The sequence below is a fragment of the Actinosynnema sp. NPDC037264 genome (genome assembly GCF_055603705.1).
In genome coordinates, this window is sequence record NZ_JBVJVK010000010.1 from 14740 (window position 1) to 32936 (window position 18197).

General features: G+C 72.4%; 14 protein-coding genes. 12 read left to right on the plus strand and 2 right to left on the minus strand.

Going from position 1 to position 18197, the window contains the following annotated elements; all coding sequences use genetic code 11:
• Positions 1-55 precede the first annotated feature (55 nt).
• Entirely contained in the window at positions 56-637 is a 582-nt protein-coding gene (locus ACZ7GX_RS14525; RefSeq protein WP_498776622.1) for a dihydrofolate reductase family protein, read from the plus strand.
• 147 nt (positions 638-784) lie between these two features.
• On the opposite strand, the gene ACZ7GX_RS14530 is transcribed toward ACZ7GX_RS14525, so the two are convergent.
• The gene (locus ACZ7GX_RS14530) at positions 785-1153 is read right to left on the minus strand and encodes a serine hydrolase (protein WP_498776624.1); all 369 of its coding nucleotides are present in this window, start codon (positions 1151-1153) and stop codon (positions 785-787) included.
• A 344-nt stretch (positions 1154-1497) separates the two neighbouring features.
• Between ACZ7GX_RS14530 and ACZ7GX_RS14535 the strand changes: the two genes are divergently transcribed.
• The 3 genes from ACZ7GX_RS14535 (at position 1498) to ACZ7GX_RS14545 (ending at position 3510) form a co-directional block, all read left to right on the plus strand.
• The gene (locus tag ACZ7GX_RS14535; RefSeq protein WP_498776626.1) at positions 1498-2538 is read left to right on the plus strand and encodes a hypothetical protein; all 1041 of its coding nucleotides are present in this window, start codon (positions 1498-1500) and stop codon (positions 2536-2538) included.
• A 339-nt stretch (positions 2539-2877) separates the two neighbouring features.
• Positions 2878-3060: a hypothetical protein gene (locus ACZ7GX_RS14540; RefSeq protein WP_498776628.1), complete on the plus strand. Its 183-nt coding sequence runs from the start codon at positions 2878-2880 to the stop codon at positions 3058-3060.
• 111 nt (positions 3061-3171) lie between these two features.
• On the plus strand, positions 3172-3510 hold the full coding sequence (locus ACZ7GX_RS14545; protein ID WP_498776630.1) for a hypothetical protein: 339 nt from the start codon (positions 3172-3174) through the stop codon (positions 3508-3510).
• A gap of 176 nt (positions 3511-3686) precedes the next feature.
• Here ACZ7GX_RS14545 and ACZ7GX_RS14550 read toward each other — a convergent pair whose 3' ends face one another.
• A complete protein-coding gene (locus tag ACZ7GX_RS14550) occupies positions 3687-4250 on the minus strand; it encodes a zinc ribbon domain-containing protein (RefSeq protein WP_498776632.1) in 564 nt (187 codons plus the stop codon).
• 324 nt (positions 4251-4574) lie between these two features.
• Between ACZ7GX_RS14550 and ACZ7GX_RS14555 the strand changes: the two genes are divergently transcribed.
• The 8 genes from ACZ7GX_RS14555 to ACZ7GX_RS14590 all read left to right on the plus strand — a co-directional run bounded on the left by ACZ7GX_RS14555 (position 4575) and on the right by ACZ7GX_RS14590 (position 18069).
• Positions 4575-5972, plus strand: coding sequence for a cytochrome P450 (locus tag ACZ7GX_RS14555; protein ID WP_498776634.1), 1398 nt, complete (start codon positions 4575-4577; stop codon positions 5970-5972).
• Between the two features lie 103 nt (positions 5973-6075).
• A complete protein-coding gene (locus tag ACZ7GX_RS14560; RefSeq protein WP_498776636.1) occupies positions 6076-6561 on the plus strand; it encodes an SRPBCC family protein in 486 nt (161 codons plus the stop codon).
• Positions 6562-6603: 42 nt separating this feature from the next.
• Entirely contained in the window at positions 6604-8343 is a 1740-nt protein-coding gene (locus ACZ7GX_RS14565) for an ABC transporter substrate-binding protein (RefSeq protein WP_498776638.1), read from the plus strand.
• Between the two features lie 195 nt (positions 8344-8538).
• Positions 8539-9435, plus strand: coding sequence for a DUF1702 family protein (locus ACZ7GX_RS14570; RefSeq protein ID WP_498776640.1), 897 nt, complete (start codon positions 8539-8541; stop codon positions 9433-9435).
• Positions 9436-9460: 25 nt separating this feature from the next.
• Positions 9461-11350: a CRTAC1 family protein gene (locus ACZ7GX_RS14575; protein ID WP_498776642.1), complete on the plus strand. Its 1890-nt coding sequence runs from the start codon at positions 9461-9463 to the stop codon at positions 11348-11350.
• Entirely contained in the window at positions 11347-12294 is a 948-nt protein-coding gene (locus tag ACZ7GX_RS14580) for an enediyne biosynthesis protein UnbU (protein ID WP_498776644.1), read from the plus strand. The genes ACZ7GX_RS14575 and ACZ7GX_RS14580 overlap by 4 nt, the downstream gene beginning before the upstream one ends.
• Positions 12291-17648 carry an SDR family NAD(P)-dependent oxidoreductase gene (locus ACZ7GX_RS14585; RefSeq protein WP_498776646.1) on the plus strand — a complete coding sequence of 1786 codons (5358 nt, stop codon included), beginning with the start codon at positions 12291-12293 and terminating at the stop codon, positions 17646-17648. Before ACZ7GX_RS14580 ends, ACZ7GX_RS14585 begins: the two co-directional genes overlap by 4 nt.
• Entirely contained in the window at positions 17641-18069 is a 429-nt protein-coding gene (locus tag ACZ7GX_RS14590; protein WP_498776648.1) for an acyl-CoA thioesterase, read from the plus strand. Before ACZ7GX_RS14585 ends, ACZ7GX_RS14590 begins: the two co-directional genes overlap by 8 nt.
• Positions 18070-18197 lie beyond the last annotated feature (128 nt).

Genomic DNA, 18197 nt, shown 5'->3' on the forward strand with positions numbered 1-18197 from the left:
GCGACCGCTCACGGCAGGCTAGTTTTGAGCCCACCCCGAAGCAGAGGAGAGTCCCGTGGGCAAGGTGGTCCTGTACAGCTCGGTGTCGGTGGACGGCTTCATCGCGGACGAGGCCGACCAGCCCGGACCGCTGTTCGACTGGCTGTCCAACGGTGACGTCCCGCTGGACGAGAGCGGCGTGCTGAAGGTGTCGCAGACGTCCTACGACTACACCCGGCCGTACTGGGACCGGATCGGGGTGACCGTCGTGGGCCGCCACGTCTTCGACCTGACGGACGGCTGGGACGGGAAGCCTCCGGGCGGGATCGACCACGTGGTCGTCGTGACGCACCGGCCGCAGCCGGAGGGTTGGGATCCCGCGGCGCCGTTCCACTTCGTCGACGGCGTCGAGGCAGCGGTGGCCAAGGCGCAGGAGCTCGCGGGTGACCGCGTGGTCGAGGTCGCTGCCGGCGACGTCGGTGGCCAGGTGCTCGCCGCGGGTCTGGTCGATGAGGTGCGCATGGACGTCGTGCCCGTGGTGTTCGGGTCCGGCAAGCGCTACTTCGGGTCGGTCGACGCGCAGCACCTGCTGGAGGATCCCGACGTGGCGATCCAGGGCAACCGGGTGCTCCACCTGCGTTATCGGGTGCGCCGTTGACCAAGCCGAGCGGGTCCGCGTCCACTGTGGATGGTTACGTGAGATCTGGGCTGTGTCTGCGCATCGCCGTACTTGGTCGGGCGGCCGCCGATCGCCTCAGCACCTCCCTGCGGCAGGGGTTTCCGTCGTACATCGCTGCCTGTCCGGTCAGCGGCCTTCGTCCTCGGTGAGCTGTGCGAGCAGGGCGAAGCCGTGCTGATCCACCGGGATCGCGGTCGCGGAGAGCAAGGCCACCGCGGTGCCGGCCGCGAGGTCCAGGCCCAGCCAGCTGCGGAAGCCGCCGGTGCCGCCGTTGTGCCACGTGATGGCGCGCCCGTTGCGCTCGATCGCGAGCCACGCCGCGCCGATGCGCACCACCGGGCCGGTGAAGTTCTCGACGGGGTGCAGGGCGGCGGTGCCGGGCGCGGTGCCGTCGAGGAGGGCTGAGGCGAGGCGGGCCAGGTCGTCGATGCGAGCTCGGATGCCTCCGGCCGGTCCCAGCGCTTCACCCGTCCACGGCTGACGTTTGCGGCCCACCTGGTCCGGCTAGGGGTCCGCGAAGACCAAGGTGGGATCACCATGTTCGTGGTCGTCATCGTCTCCACGCTCCTACCGGTCGCCGGGCTCCTGCTGGACGGGAGGACTGGCCTTGGCGGCCAAGGGACATGCGCAGGCCACGCCTACCTGTCCGTCACCGGCCAGGCCGACACCGTCTCGGAGGCGGTCACCGTGAACCGGCCGGGCACGGCAGCGCCGAGGCTCACCTGTGTGCTCCTCGCTCGATCGCCTTCGCGACCAAGCCAACAGGGTGTGGAATCCGGTGTGGTGTAGTGGTTCAGTGATCGCAGGGCTGTCCATGAGCGCGGTGGCCGGCCTGCGGCGTGGAACTCGTCCGTCGCGTGCCAGGTGGCGTCATCTTCTCCGCGTCACGACCGGTCGACCTGCCGGTGTCGCTCGCCAGTTCCGCTGCAACGAATGAGGAAGTGATGTACTACCTCAGCATCTCGAAGCACTCACCGTTCGAGCGCGCGCGTGCGCGTTCCGGGGGTGAGTGGGGCTGGACGTCGTTCGACGAGGTCGGGCAGGTCTTCGACGGTCGGGAACTGACTCTGCGGGACTACGTCGAGGTCGAGGACCGCTATGTCTGCGCGGTGCGCACGGTCATGGAGTCGTTCGGTGCCCATCAGGCGGTGTTGCGGCACGTCTTCATGGATGAGCTTCCGTCGGAAGAACTGGGTGAGCTGTACAACGGGCGTGTCGTAGGCCGACAGGAGGTCGAGCTCCTGGTCCGAGCCATGCTCAGGGGAGCGGCTTACCACACCCACCTCGACCTGGGCGGCGGGGTGGGTGTACAGGTCAGCTTCGACTTCTACCTCAACGTGTATGCGCCGGGCGAGCTGTCGGCGCTCGTCGAAGTCGTCGGTGAGTGCGGGCTCTACGTCGACTACTTCGAGGAAGAGGGTGATCCGGACGACGACGAGATCCCACCTCCTCGGGCGGACCACGGCTTCTGGGCTGCGGTGCGCGATGCGGTCGGGCCATCCGCCGGGCCGGTGTTGCTGATGGAGCGGCGCGCCGGCGGGCGTTACGGTGAGGATTGGTACCTGGTTGGTGCCGAGGATCTGGACGACGTGGTGTCCGGGCTCAGGGTCGGCGCGGAGGTGTTGGTCTATCCGGATCTGGAGGTGACCGCCACGACGCCGGGCGAGTTGGTCGAGTCGGTTGCTTCGTCGGTGGGGTCGTTGTCGGCCATCGTGCTCTTCCGCCGTCCGCGGCCGGTGCCGCGGTTGGACTACCTGAGGTTGAGCGCGGGGCTGGGTTCGACGGTCCCGGAGGCGTTCGTGGAAGCAGAGGGCCTCGGGTACTTCCTGGACCCCGACCTGGAGGCCACCGACAGCCGCTGCGTGCGGGCGACTGTGTGATCCGGAGCCGCCCGGCCATGGGGTTCGGACCGGCGGGCGTGTCACCGCGGTGATGCTGTGGCGGCGAGAGTCTCGTCCGAGCAGATCTGGCAGCGTGGTGGTATTCGCTGAGGATGCCGTGCACTCATTGCCGTCGGCGGCCGCCGAGTCGAGTGACGGCTGCTTGGCCGGTGGCCGGCTGTGGCAGCGGTTTCGGCGTTCCGGCCGCACTTGATGACCAGGTGCGTTCCGCTGGCAGTGGCCTTTCCGACCCGATATTGGTGACGAAGGCTCCAGTAGACCTACCAGTAGAGTGTCGGCCTTTGCTGAACGTCACTGACGAACCCCACCGACCGCGCCGTGGTCGCCACCATCGTCGACGACGAAGGCGACATGACCCGCCTGACCGTGGCCGGCGAGGACAGCACCAACGGCAGCGTGGACGGCACCTCGCCGACGGTCACCGCCGTAGCCCGGTACGAGCACCTCGAACCGGGCTACGCCGTGACCGGCGACGTTGACTGGGAGTTGCACAGGACATGACGTGTCGGAACTTGAGTCCGCGAACACCGCTTCGATCGCGTTGCAGGACATACGGGGCTTCAGCCGCTGGTGTACAGCTCTTCGGCGCAATGATCTTTCGGGGGTGTTGGATTGGTTGATCGACTGCCGGCTTGGATGCCCGACTGGAGCGGTGCTGGACGCATTGCGGAAGAGGTCGACGTAGTGGCATTGAGGGCGGTGGTTCGCTCGCTGATCAATGTGGTGTTCACCGATGACACGGCCCTGCTCGACTCCTTGGGTGGTTCCCTCGAATCATCTCTTGTCACGCCACTGGGCATCCTTTCGGAAGTTTACGAGAGTGGCGATCTGGTGGAGCTGATCGTCGCGGCCAGGCTCGTGAAGAGGTCGGCAATTGGCCATCTGGGCGGGGCGCCAACAGGCCTGGGAATGCTGATCGAGGCTTTGCCGGATCCCGCGGGAGCGGGGTAGCTTCCGTTGCATCGCCCGAGTACGCAGGAAGGGCTTGGCAGGCAAGTACCGGCCGTTGATCGCTCATCTCATGTCCACGCGGCAGTGGGGGACAACAGCGGCTCGGCCAATGGGCAGTCGTGGCGTGACGCCGACTGGTTCCTCGCGCCGGCCGTGCCTTCGTCGGGAAGGCTCATTCAGGGGTGGGTCAGGCCGTGTCGGTCGTCGTCGGTCCACTCGGGGGAGCGGCCGGTCTCGGTGCAGTACTCGGCCCAGGTCTTGCGGTGCTGGGTCGGTGGTGCTGCCCTGGTCCAGTACGTGACCTGGCCGTTGTAGCGCCACGCGCCTGTCGCCGGTCCGTACTGGCTGATGAGGGTGCCGGTGCGTTCCAGTCGACCGAGGGCGACGCCGAAGCGGACGCTGGATGCGGTGTAGGCGCGGGAGCCGAACATGGAATGTCCCTGTTCGGCGACGTGCGCGGCGAACAGGTCGGGGAAGCGGGTGCGCAGGCGGTGCTCGACGATTCCGTACTCGAGGAAGGGGTCGTCGGGGTCGATGCAGTGGTCGAGTGGTTCGAGCAGGTCGTCGGTCACGCCTTCCTGCACTTCGCTCGGCGGTTGGACCGCCTTGCGGGTGGTCAGCCATTCGTGGTCGCCGTGCGCCTGCCGGTTGGTGCAGCGGTACTGCAGCACGCCGTCGGGCAGCCTGCGGGGAGGCAGCACGTCATCGGCGGTGAAGCACTTCGGACACGTGATGATCAACGGTATTCCTTCGGGATGCCCTCGACGAGGGAGCGTTCGGCCTGGTCGGGTGCGCAGCCCTGTTCCCGGGCCCACCGGGCGAGCAGGATCGACATATCGCACTCATCGCGATCCGTGCCCGACCGTTACAAGCAGGGGCAGAGTCAGCGGTCGACCACACCCAGTTTGGTTCGCACGTGGCCGATCAGGATGCCGTCGGTGGGGGTGGACCCGGGTGACCCTGGTTGCCGGCTCACGCGATCGTGGTGGCGGGAGGGGTCGCAGGGGGTTGGTCGTGCGGCTACATTGCTTGACAATCAACAGCACTCGGCGTGAGGACTGCTGATGTCGACCACCGCCACCGTTCGTCCACCTGGGACGTACCCCGGTGCGTTGCCGTTCTTGGGGCACGCGCTGCGGATGAAGCGAAGTCCTGGCTCGTTCCTGCTCGAACTCCAGTCGGGCGAACCCGTCACGCGGATCCGGCTGGGGCGCAGGCCGATGTACGTGGTCAACGACCCGGAGCTCGTGCGTGACGTCATGCGTCGACCCGACGTGTTCGCCAGGGGTGGTCCGATCGCCGATCGGTTCCGGCAGATGTTCGGCAACGGGTTGGGGATCTCGGACGGGCCGTTCCACCGGCGGCAGCGACGGTTGGTGTTGCCGGCGTTCCACCACGGGCGGATCGCGGACTACGCGGCGGTGATGAGTGCGCACGCGGAGGAGAGGGCCGACTCCTGGCGCGACGGCCAGCGGGTCGAGGTGCACGAGGAGATGGACGAGCTCGCGCTGGCGAACATCGTCCGGGTCATCGTCGCCGACGGCGCATCGCTGGATCGGGCGCGGTTCATGGCGGCGACGTCGGTGGTGCTGGGTGGGTTGTTCCGGCGGATGACCGCTCCCGCTGTCCTCACCAGGCTGCCGACGCCGGGCAACCGTCGCTACCGCGGAGCGGAGGAGTTCCTCCGGCGGACGATCAGGGCGGTGGTCGACGACTACCTGGCGACGCGGACCGACCGGGGCGACCTGCTGTCGAAGATGGTCCTCGCCGGCGACGACGGCGAGCCGGCCATGGACGACCGGCAGCTGCACGACGAGGTCATGACCTTCCTGATCGCGGGCAGCAACACGGTCAGCAACACCCTGTCCTGGGCCTTCCACGAGATCGGCGCCGACCCGGACGTCGAGCGCCGCCTGCACGACGAGGTCGACCGGGTGTTGGCCGGAAGAACGGCCACCTACGAGGACATCGACCGATTGGTCTACACCCGACGGTTGATCACGGAGACGCTCCGCCACCGGACGCAAGGCCTGTTCCAGAGCCGTTCCACCACAGTGGACACTCGACTGGGCGACTACCACCTCCCCGCCGGGGCGGTCGTGCTCTACAGCGCGTACGCGCTCAACCACAACCCCCGCATCCACGCCGACCCCGAACGCTTCGACCCCGACCGGTGGCTGCCCGAACGCGTCGACCCACTGGCGCGCGCCGCGTTCCTGCCGTTCGGCATCGGGCTCCACGGGTGCGTCGGCGAAGGACTCTCCCGGGCGGAGCTGGTCCTCTCCCTCGCCACGATCGCGGCGCGGTGGCGGCTGGTTCCCGTGCCCGGCCACCGCGTGCGGCCGAAGCCCGCCGTCACGATGCCGGTGAACGCGCTGCCGATGATCGCGCACAGCCGCGGCGTGCGGCCTCGTGCCGGTGGCTCCGCGGCGCGGGGGGAAGAACCGATCCACCCGGGCTGATGCACTCGATCGGGGCCAACCGGGCGACGACGGCGGTTCGCGGCGTCCGGGCGCGGTAGCGTCCCGTGGCGCAGGCTGTGGGTCATCTCCAAGAGGAGAAGCCGTGGGCAATTCCCGCCTCGAACTGTCTCCAGTGGTCGCGACGACGATGTTGATCCGCAAACCACTGGCGGAGGTCTTCCGGGCTTTCACCGATCCCTCGATCACGAGCAGGTTCTGGTTCACCCGGAGCAGCGGTCCGGTGGAACCGGGAGCCGAACTGCGGTGGACGTGGGACATGTACGACTTGACGGTCACCGCACGGGTCAAGGAGTTCGAGCAGGACCGCCGGTTCGCCATCGAGTGGCAGAACGGCCCCCGCCCGACGACGTTCGAGATGCGCTTCGCGGCGTGGTCGGACGACGTGACCCGCGTCGACCTCACCGAGACGGGGTTCGGCGGCGCCGAACCCGACGAGATCGTCACCTGGGCCCTGGGCTCGATGGGCGGGTTCACCGAGGTGCTGGCCGCGGCGAAGGCGCTGCTCGAGCACGGCATCGTGCTGACGCTCGTCGCCGACCGGCATCCCGAGGGCATCGGCGGGAGCTGAGCGCGCCGTCGAAGGCCCATCCAACGGAGGGCGGAGTCCACCGTGCTGCAGTCACAGCTCAGGTCCCCCGGCACGGCGGTCGGCGCCACGCCCCGCCGCGGTGGGACGTTGACGATGGTCGGCGCGGGGGACGTCGACAACCTCGACCCGGCGCTGGCCTACCACACCGTGACGAGGGGCATCCTGCGCGCGTACACCCGGCAGCTCGTGGGGTACGTGGCCAGTCGGGACCGGGTCGAGGCGGGGACGCTCGTCGCCGACCTGGCCACCGAGGTGCCGACCGCGGCGAACAGGCGGCTCACCGGGGACGGCACCCACTACGCGTTCACCCTCCGCGGCGGGGTTCGGTGGGACGCACCGGGCGGCGCCCGCCCGGTCACGGCGTGGGACGTGGTGCGCGGCATCAAACGCCTGGCGCACCCGATGGCCAACAGCCCGGGACTCGCCTACTACCTCAACGCCATCGAGGGCATGGCGGAGTTCCGCGACGTGCTCGCCGACGCGCCCCGCACGGTCGAGGCGGTCGCGGACCGGTTGGAGCACACCGGGATCAGCGGTGTCGTCGCGCTCGACGACACCGAGGTCCGCTTCACCACGCGCTACCCGATGTCGGACTTCCTCAACATGCTGGCCCTGCCGTTCGCGTCCCCCGCGCCGGAGGAGTACCTGTTCGTCGCGCCGGGCAGCCCGGAACTGGCCGTGATCTCCAACGGCCCCTACCGGATCACCGCCTACCGCCCCGGCGAGCGGATCGAGTTGCGCCGCAACCCCGCCTGGGACGCGGCGACCGACGACCTCCGGGCCGCGCACCTCGACGGCATCGAGATCAGGCAGGGCTTGGACGAGCGCGAGTCGCACGACCTCGTCGCCCGCGGCGAGGCCGACATGCTCTGGGACGTCCAGCCGCTCACCGAGGAACTCCCCGCGCTGCTCGCGGCGGACGACCCGCGCCTGGAGGTGTGCCCGGCCGGTCTGCTCAGCCCGTACGTCGTGGTGAACTTCGCGAGCACGGCCGAGGGCGGCGCCACCGGCAAGCAGGCCGTCCGCACCGCCCTCCAGTACGCGGTGGACAAGGCGTCGGTGTCACAGGTGTGGGGCGGACCGCGGCTCAACGACATCGCCGACCAGGTCCTGCCGCCGCTGTGCCTGGCCCACCGGGAGAGCCGCCCGCACGCCACGGACGGTGGCCGGGGCGATCCCGAGCGGGCACGGCGGCTGCTCGCGGAGGCGGGCTACCCGGACGGCCTCACCCTGCGGCTGGTCTACCGCGACCGCGACATCCACCCGGCCACCGCCGAGGCGGTGCGGGCGGGCCTGGCCAGGGCGGGCATCCGCGTGCGGCTCGTCCCGGCGTCGATCAACGAGCTGTTCTCGGCGTACCTGTCCTCGTCGGCGTCCGCACGGCCGGAGGACTGGGAACTCGCGCTCACCGGCTGGGAGCCGGACTGGTACGGCAACAACGCCCGCACCTACCTCCAGCCGCTGTTCGACAGCCGTGACGTGCCGCGCGACGGCGACTGGGGCTCGAACTTCGGCCGCTACCGCAGCGAGCGCGTCAACGAGCTGCTCACGGCGGCCCTGACGTGCGCCGACGAGGAGCGCGCCGGCGAGCTGTTCCGGGAGGTGGAGGCGCAGGTGCTGCGGGACGGCGCGATCGTCCCCGTCCTGTTCGCCCACCAGTACTGGTTCCACTCCACGAGGGTGCGGAACTGGTTGCCGTACCCGGTGCTCAACGGCGATCTCACCAACCTCTGGCTGGCGGACGGGAACGAGTCGGAGTGATGCGGGGTGACCTGGGGATTCCGGCGACACCTTCGCGTGAAGCTGACCAGGGATCCTTGGGGCCACCCCAGTGCTCTGGTAGGCAGGAATCACCGCGCAAACCGTGCCCGGTAAGGGTTTTCGGCCCGTTGGAGGGGTGATGCAGCAACCGCGCTTGCTTTTACCGACGGCGTGGTCGCCGCGGCCTCTTCGCGAGTGGGACTGCCGCTGCGGCTGGCCGACTTCTCGCGCCGGGGCTTCAGGGTAGACCGCCCGGCGCAGCGCGCCGTCCTGGAACGGCACGCGCGGAACTTCCTCGGCGGGTTCAACCTCGCGGTGCGGTCGTGGCGCCGACCGCACGAGCCGCTGAGCCGGGTGGACGGTGAGGAGCGCGGGTTCGCCTACGAAGGCGCCGCGATGTTCGCCGGGCTGCTCGACCTGGCCACCGGCGGCCGGGCGGGCGCCCTCGACCGGTTGCTCGCCGGGCCGGGGAACGCGTACGCGCACCTGGTGCACGTCGGCGCCGGGTGGTTGTTCACGGCGGCGCGCGTGCCGGTGCTGCCGCGCCTGCCCCGCACCCCGCTGCTGCGGTGGCTCGCCGTCGACGGTTCGGGGTTCGGCGAGGTGTACTTCGGCGGCACGCGGGCGTTGCTGCGCCGGGCTTCGCGCGCACCGGGGCCGGTGTGGCAGGCCCGCCTGGCCGGCTGCGGGCGGGCGCTGTGGTTCGCCGAGTCCGCCTGCCCGGCGGGGGTCGCCGACGTGATCGACCGCGCGCCGGCCGTCGCGCGGCCGCACCTGTGGAGCGGTGTCGGGCTCGCCGCCGCGTACGCGGGCGCGGTGGACGGATCGGCCCGCGCCGAGCTGATCGACCGCGCCGGACGGCACCGGGCGCACTTCGCGCAGGGCGTCGTCTTCGCGGCGGGCGCCCGGGTCCGCTCGGGAGTCGTGCCGCGGCACACGAGTGAGACGTGCGCGCAGGTGCTCGGCACGACCGCCGAAGCAGCCGCGCGCTGGGCCGACGAGGCCTGCGCGGACCTGCTCGATGCCACCGACGTGCAGGCGTACCTGGAGTGGAAGGCGCGGCTGCGCGACCGGATTGCCCCAGAAACCTGAGCCGACCGCTCGCCAGGGAGGACCGATGGGTGTGACGGTGACCGCTGCCGCGCGCAAGATTTTGTCCGTGATCGTCGTGGTGGCCACGTGCGCCGCCGCCGGCCTGATGGTGGTGCGGCCGGGTCTCGGCGAAGAGACCGCCGCCGCCCGGTTCGGGTTCACCGCGCTGGAGCTCAACGAGACGCCGGTCGGCGCGCGGACCGAGCGCGCCGTCGCGCCGGAGCTGCACGACATCCGCGGCTGGATCTCGTCGGTGGGCGCGGCCGTCGCGCTGGCGGACGTGCGCGGCACCGGGCGGGCGGCCGACGTCTGCCTCGTCGACCCGCGCGACGATTCGGTGACGTTGCGCCCGGCGCCGATCGGCGGTGGTGTCCCCTACGCCCCGCTCGCGCTGCGGCCGGACGGCCTGCGCTACGACTCGACGATGGCGCCCATGGGCTGCGTCCCGGCCGACCTCGACGAAGACGGCGACGTGGACTTCGTCGTGCACTACTGGGGCCGCTCGCCGGTCCTCTTCGTCAACACCGGCGGGACCGGCGCGCCCACCCGGTTCCGGGCAGACGAGCTGATCGAGCCGATGGCGGTGTGGAACTCCGGCACGCTCAACGTCGGCGACATCGACGGCGACGGCCACCTCGACATCCTGGTGGGCAACTACTTCCCCGACGGCGCGCGCGTCCTCGACCCCACCGCGTCGGACGAGACCCGCATCCGGATGCAGGACTCCATGTCCTCGGCCCGCAACGGCGGCGTGAACCGGATCCTGCTGACGCGGCCGACGGGTGTCGCGGACCGCAGGCCGGCCGTCGTGGACGCCAGCGTGGCCCTGACCGGCGACGCGGCCCAGTCGTGGACGCTGGCCACCGGGTTGCAGGACCTGACCGGCGACGGCCTCCCGGAGATCTACCAGGCCAACGACTTCGGGCCGGACCAGCTGATGGTCAACCGCTCGGTGCCCGGCGCGGTGCGGTTGCAGGAGGTCACCGGCGCCCGCGACCTGGTGACGCCGAAGTCGGAGGTGCTGGGCCGCGACTCGTTCAAGGGCATGGGCGTCGCCTTCACCTACCCCGGTGGCGCCGGCCTGCCGATGATGGTCGTCAGCAACATCACCGTCCCGTACGGCCTGCACGAGAGCAACTTCGCGTTCGTCCCGGACGGCGCGCCGGACGACCTGCTGGCGGGCGAGGTGCCCTTCACCGAGCGCAGCGAGGCGCTGGGCCTGGCCCGCGCCGGCTGGTGCTGGGACGTCAAGGCGGGCGACTTCGACAACGACGGCGTCGACGAGCTCGTCCAGGCCAACGGCTTCCTCAAGGGGGAGGTCAACCGCTGGCCCGTCCTGCAGGAGTTGGCGATCGCCAACGACGAGCTGCTGCGCCACCCGGCGGTGTGGCCCCGCTTCGGCCCGGGTGACGACCTGTCGGGCCACGAGCCGAACCGGTTCTGGGTCCGCGACGCGAGCGGCCGGTACTTCGACCTGGCGGACCGGGTGGGCGCGTCCTTCCCCGACAACACCAGGGGACTTGCCGTCGGCGACGTCGACGGCGACAACCGCCTCGACGTCCTGGTGGCCAACCAGTGGGAGGACTCCGTGCTGCTGCACGGCGTGAAGGGCGGCCCGGCGGCGGACCTGCGCCTCGTGCGCCCCGGCGCGGTCGGCGGCGGGTTCGTCGACGCCATCGGCGCGCAGGTGGAGCTGCACCACCCCGACCGCCCGCAGAAGGCGCAGCTCTACCCGGCGAACGGGCACAGCGGGGTCTCCGCCGCGCAACTGCACTTCGCGCTGCCCGGAGGAGGTCCGGTGCGGGCCACGATCACCTGGCGGGACGGCTCCGGCACGCACCGCGCCGACGTCCTGGTCACGCCGGGGCACCGCACGGTCGAGCTCGGCCCCGGCGCGACGGCGGTGACCCGATGACCGCGACCCGCCTCGACGGCGCCTCACTGGACGAGCGGCCGCTCGTCGCACCGGGGAAACCCGGGCTGACCCCCGATCAGCGCCGGGTCAAGGCGTTGACCCGGTTCGCCGTCTCGATCACCGCGTTCAACGTCCTCGGGCACGTGTTCCTCGGGTTCGAGCAGGCGCCCGTCACGCCGGTCGTCGCCGTCCTCGTGAGCTACGCGTCCGCGCTGTGCTTCGAGGCGCTCGACGCCTGGGCGTTCGGCAGGCGGGCCGAGTTCGCCAAGGGCAGGCGGGCGTTCGTGGTCTTCCTGCTGCCGGCCCACATCACCGGGCTGGCGACCGGGATGCTGTTGTGGGGCAACGCCTCCCTGTGGCCCTACATCTTCGCCATCCTGGTGGGCAACGGGTCGAAGTACCTGGTGCGGCTGCGCGTGCGCGGCAGGCTGAGGCACGTGCTCAACCCGTCCAACACGGGCATCGCGGTGGTGCTGCTGCTGTTCCCGTGGGTGAGCATCGCGCCGCCCTACCACTTCACCAGCAACACCTCGGGCGCGATCGACTGGCTGCTGCCGCTGGCCGTGCTCGCGGCGGGCACCGTGATCAACGTCAAGCTGACCGGCCGGATGCCGCTGATCGCGGGCTGGCTCGGCGGGTTCGTGGCCCAGGCGCTGCTGCGCTGGTTGCTGCTGGACCACCACCTGCTCGCGGCGCTGGCGCCCATGACCGGGCTGGCGTTCATCCTGTTCACCAACTACATGATCACCGATCCCGCCACGTCCCCGGCCGGCAGGCGCGACCAGGTCGTCTTCGGCGTCACCGCGGCGGCGGTCTACGGCCTCCTCGTGGTGTCGGGGATCTCGTTCGGGTTGTTCTTCGCCCTGGTGATCACCTGCGTGCTGCGCTGCCTCGTCCTGCTCCTCCGCACCGGCCGTCGCGGCACGCCGGGGGCCACACCGTGAGCGGTCGGCCGCCGATCGCGGTGGTCGGCATCGCGTGCCGCTACCCCGATGCCGAGGGTCCCGCCGAACTGTGGGAGGCGGTGCTCGGCCGCCGCCGCGCGTTCCGCCTGCTGCCCGACCGGCGGCTCGGCGCCGGGTACCGGGGGTCCGAGCCCGACCAGACCTACGTGACCCACGCGGGCCTGCTGCGCGGGTGGGAGTTCGACCGGCACCGGTTCGAGGTGCCCGGCCCGTTGTTCCGCGCGGTCGACCAGACGCACTGGCTCGCGTTGCAGACCTGCGCGGAGGCGCTGTCGGACGCCGGTTTCCCCGACGCCGACGGGCTCGACCGCGACCGCGCGGGCGTCGTGCTGGGCAACTCGCTCACCGGGGAGTTCTCCCGCGCCGCCCAGTTGCGGCTGCGCTGGCCGTTCGTCCGGCGGGCCGCGGTTGCCGCGCTGTCGGGCGCGGGCGTGCCCGACAGCCAGGCCGAGCACGCCGTGGAGCTGCTCCGGGACCTGGTCCGGGAGCCCTTCCCGGAGCCGGGTGACGAGACGCTGGCCGGCGCCCTGTCCAACACGATCGCCGGCCGCGTCTGCAACCACTTCGACCTGCACGGCACCGGCTACACCGTCGACGGCGCGTGCTCGTCGAGCCTGCTGGCGGTGATCACGGCGTGCCGCTCCCTGGCGTCCGGCGAACTGGACTTCGCCCTCGCGGGCGGGGTGGACCTGAGCCTGGACCCGTTCGAGCTGGTCGGGTTCTCGCGGCTGGGCGCGTTGGCCGAGGGCCGGCGGATGAGGGTGTACGACGCGGACCCGACGGGCTTCCTGCCGGGTGAGGGCTGCGGCGTGGTCGCGCTGATGCGCGCCGACGACGCCCACCGACGAGGGCTGCGGGTGTACGCCCTGGTGTCCGGGTGGGGCATGTCCTGCGACGGGTCGGGAGGCCTGACCCGGCCGGAGGCGTCGGGCCTGGCGCGCGCGCTGGACCGGGCGTACGCGATGGCGGGCGTCGACCCCTCGGCGGCCGGCCTCGTGGAGGGGCACGGCACCGGCACCGCCGTCGGCGACCGGGTCGAGCTGGTGGCGCTCAACCGGGTGCGCGCCGGTGCGGCCGCGCGTGCCGCGCTCGGCTCCGTCAAGGCCAACGTGGGCCACACCAAGGCGGCGGCGGGCGTGGCCGGGTTGATCAAGGCGGTGCTCGCCGCGCACCACCGGGTGCTGCCGCCCACGACCGGGTGCGAGGACCCGCACCCGCTGCTGGTGGACGCCGACAGCACCCTGCGCGTGCTCGCCGGGCCCGAACCGTGGCTGGACCGCACGCCGGTCGCGGGTGTGTCCGCGCTGGGGTTCGGCGGCATCAACGCGCACGTCGTGCTCTCCGGGTCTGGTGAGGCCGGCACCGGCGTGGTGCCGGAGCCGATGCTGCGGTGGAGCAGGCCGTTGCCGACGCACGAGATCGTGCCGCTGACCGCCGAGGACCGTGACGACCTGGCCGCCCAGCTGGCGGTCCTGGCGGCCAAGGCGGGCTCGTTGAGCGCGGTCGAGCTGCACGACCTCGCGGCCACGCGGCACCGGCTGGCGGCGCCCGATCCCGCGTTCCGCTGCCTGCTCGTGAGCGATTCCCCCGAGCGGCTGGCCAGGGCCGCGGACCGGGCGGCGCGCCGCGTGCCGGGCTGGGAGTCGCCCCTGCTGGTCGACCGCGACGAGGGCTTCGTGCTCGCACGGCGGGCCGCGCGTCGGATCGGGCTGCTGTTCCCGGGTCAGGCGGCCCCGGTGCGCGCCCGCCTCGACGACTGGGCGCGCGACCTGACCGTGCCCGAGATCGCCGAGGACCTGCGGCTGCACGACGGCGCGACGGCGACCGCCATCGCGCAGCCCGCCATCGTCCGGCAGTCCCTCGCGGCCTTGGCCCTGCTGGCCGAGCTGGGGTGCGACGCGGTGGCCGCGGTCGGGCACAGCCTCGGCGAGATCACCGCGCTCGTGTGGGCGGGTGCCCTGTCCGCCGAGGAAGGGCTGAGGCTGGCCACCGCCCGCGGGCGGGTGATGGGTGAGCACGGACGTGCGGGCACCGCCATGGCGAGCATCGGCCTGCCCCTGGCCGCGGTCGAGGAACTGGCCGGGAGCACGCCGGTCGTCGTGGCCGGGGTCAACGGCCCCGACCAGGTCACGATCGCGGGCCGGACGGCGGACGTGCACCGGGTGGCGGAACGCGCGTTGCGGGCCCGTGCCCGGGCGAAGGTGCTCGCGGTGTCCCACGCGTTCCACACCGAGGCGATGCGCCCGGCCGCCGCGCCCTTCGCCGAGGAGCTCCGGCGGGTGCGGCTGGGGCCACCGCGCCGGACGGTGTTCTCCACCGTCACCGGTCGCCCGCTGGACCCCGACACCGACCTGCGCTCGCTGCTGGTGGACCAGCTCACCGCGCCGGTCCGGTTCGCCGACGCCCTCGCCGCCCTGACCGCGACGTGCGACCTGCTGGTGGAGGCCGGGCCGGGCACCACGCTCACCTCGCTGGCGACCGGGTTCCCGGCGGTCTCGCTGGACCCGGGCGGCTCCGGGCGGGAGCACGCGATCGCGCGCGCCGCGCTGGCCGCGGTGTCCGCGTGCGACCTGGACCGGTGGTTCGGCGACCGGGCCCACCGCCACCTCGACCTCGACACGCCCATCACGCTGCTGGCGAACCCGACCGAGACCGAGGTGGCGCCCACCACGCGGGCGCCGGAGCCCGAACCGACCGCGGGCGCGGACCCGTTGCGGCTGCTGCGGACCCACCTCAGCCGCACGCTGGAGCTGCCGCTGGCCGGCATCCGCCCGGACCGCAGGCTGCTCGCCGACCTGCACCTGAACTCGTTGCAGGTCGTCCAGCTCGTCGCCGAGGCCGCGGACCTGATGGGCAGGCGCGTGCCCGCCCTGCCACCGTCGCTGGACACGATGACGGTCGGCGAGCTGGCCGAGCTGGTCGCGAGCCGGCCGCCGGTCGACCAGGCCCCCGACGCGGTCGACGGCGTGCGCCCGTGGGTGCGGTCGTTCGAGCACCGGTGGGAGCCGTGGACCGGACCCGTGCCCAGCACCGCGGTGCGCTGGACCGTGCCGGCCGCCGCGCCCCGGTGGCTCCACGACGCCGCGAGGGCGCCCGAGGTCGCCGGCGCGGCCCACGACGGCCTGGCCGTGTGGCTGGCCGACGACGCGGGCACCGGGGCGGTGGCGGACCTGCTGCGGTCCGTCGCCGCGCACCGGCCGGACGTGCTCGTCGTGCTGCACCACGGCCACCCGGCCGCTGCCGCCGTGGCGAGCAGCGCCGCGATCGAGATCGCTTCCTGCACCGCGACCTCGATCGAGCTGCCGGCGGACACCGTCGACGTCGACCTCCGCCTGGCCGGGATCGGCGGACGGCTGCGCGTGGACCCGACCGGCGGCGTGCGGCGTTCGGTCACGAGGGTGCGCTCGGCGACGCCGGGCGGGCCGCTGCCCCTCGGCCCGGGAGAGGTCTGCCTGGCCTCCGGCGGTGTCGACGGCATCACGGCGCGCTGCGCGGAAGCCCTGGCCTCGAGCACCGGGTGCACGCTCGTCTTCGTCGGGCGATCGCCTCGCGAGGCGGCACGGGTGCGAGCCGGGCTGGCCGCCCTCGACGGGCGGGTCACCGCCCACTACGTCGAGTGCGACGTCACCGATCCGGACCAGGTGCGCACGGCGGTCGCGGCGGCGCGGGCGCACGGCCCGGTGCGCGCCGTCCTGCACGGCGCCGGCGTCAACGTGCCCCGCGCGCTGGACGCGGTCACCGGGACGACCCTCGCCGAGGCCGTCGCACCCAAGGTGACCGGGCTGGACAACCTGCTGGCCGCGGTGGGGGAGCCGCCCGCGCTGGTGGTCGGCTTCGGGTCCATCATCGGCCGGCGCGGCCTGCCGGGGCAGGCCGAGTACTGCGTCGCCAACGACTGGCAGCGCGCGTACCTGGAGCGGTGGGCCGCCGCGAACCCGACCTGCCGCACCAGGGTGCTGGAGTGGTCGGTCTGGAGCGACGTCGGCATGGGGTCGCGCATGGGCGTGCTGGACTCGTTGCGCGACCGGGGCATCGCACCGGTCGAGCCCGCGGCCGGAGTCGCGGCGCTGCTGGCCGTGCTGGCCGACGAGGACGCGCCGGTGACGCAGCTGGTCGCCGGGAGGTTCCCGGACGGCCCGACGCTCTCCGTGTCGGGTCCACCGGCCGAACCGCTCCGCTTCTCCGCCGACCTCCTCGTCCGCGTCCCGGGGGTGGAGGCGGTGCTCGCGCCCGTGATCTCCCTCAGCGGCGACCCCTACCTGGACGACCACCGCGTGGACGGCGTCCCGGTGCTGCCGGCTGTCGTCGGCCTGGAGGCGATGGCCCAGGCCGCCGCGGTCGTGGTCGGTGAACGGGAGGCCTGGGAGTTCACTGACGTCGAGCTGGCCGCCCCGGTGATGGTGAACCCGCACGAGCCGCGTGCGCTGCGCGTGGCGGCGCTCGCCCGTGACGAGTTCGAGCCCGCGGTGGACGTGGTGCTTCGGGACGGTTCCGACGGCTTCGCCACCGATCGCTTCCGCGCCGTGATCCGGTCCGCCCCGCCCGCGCCGCCCGGCCGGGCCCCGACCACCGCACCGCCACGACGTGCCGGGCCGCACCCGTTCTACGGGCAGCTGCTGTTCCACTCCGGACGCCTGCGCGGCCTGGTCGACTACGAGCACCTGTCGGCCTTCCGGGTCCGGGCGTGGGTCCGGTCCGGTCAGGAGCGCTGGTTCTCCGAGCACCACGCCTCCCGGTTGCTGCTGGGCGACCCGGGCGCGCACGACGCCGGCATCCACGTGCTGCTGGCGTGCCTGCCCCACCGCAGGGCGCTGCCCGTCGCCGCCGAACGGGTGGTGGTGTGGCAACGGCCCACGGGCCTGGTGCTGGTCACCGCGGAGGAGCGGGTGCGGGAGGGCGACGACTACGTCTACGACCTCTGGCTGTCCGATCAGGACGGTGCGCCCGTCGCGCGGTGGGAGGGTTTGCGGCTGCGCGCGTTCGGCGACCGGGCCTGGCCCGGACCGCTGCCCGTGCCCCTGATCGGTCCGCTGCTGAGCAGGCGGCTGTCCGAGCTGGGCATCGCCGACCGCCTGGAACTGGTGAGCACCGACGACGACGTGGTCGCCGACGGGGGCTCGCCCGTGGGTGTCGGGTGGGCCCACGACAGCCGGACGGCCGCCGCGAAGGCGCTGCTGGACCTGGGGTTGCCCGGTGACGTCGACGTGGTCGCCGACCGGGCCACCGACGACGGGCTCCTGGTCGGCGGCACCGCCGCGGCGGAGGTCGTCACGTTCGTCGGCTCGCGGTGCGTCGCGGTCGCCGTGCCCCGGAGGTGTGACAACGGTGCGTGAGTACCACTGGCGGCACGTGGTGACGTTCGACGAGACCAACCTCGTCGGCAACGTCTACTTCGCGCAGTTCCTGCACTGGCAGGGGCACTGCCGCGAGATGTTCCTGGCCCGGCACGCGCCCGGGGTGCTCAAGGAGCTGAGCGGCGGTGGTCTCGTGCTGGCCACCACGTCGTGCTCGATGGAGTACTTCGGGGAGTGCTTCGCCTTCGACGAGGTCGTCATCGCGATGACCCTGCGCGAGCGCTGGCGCAGCGGGCTGCGGATGGCCTTCGACTTCCGGCGCGACGACCGGCTGGTGGCGCGCGGCGAGCAGAGCGTCGCCTGCCTGCGCCGCGTCGGGTCAGGGGTCGAGCCCGTCGCCGTCCCCGACGAGCTGGTCACCGCGCTGGCGCCGTACGAGTTCGTGCGCGGCACGGCGTGAGGGCCCGTCCTCCGTCGCCGCCGGGTGCTCCTGCCCGACGCGGTCGAGCGAGCTCCCGACGGCGGCCAGCGCGGTCAGGTAAGAGCTCTCGTCGTGGCGCGGCACCATCTCGTCCTCCGAGCTCCCAG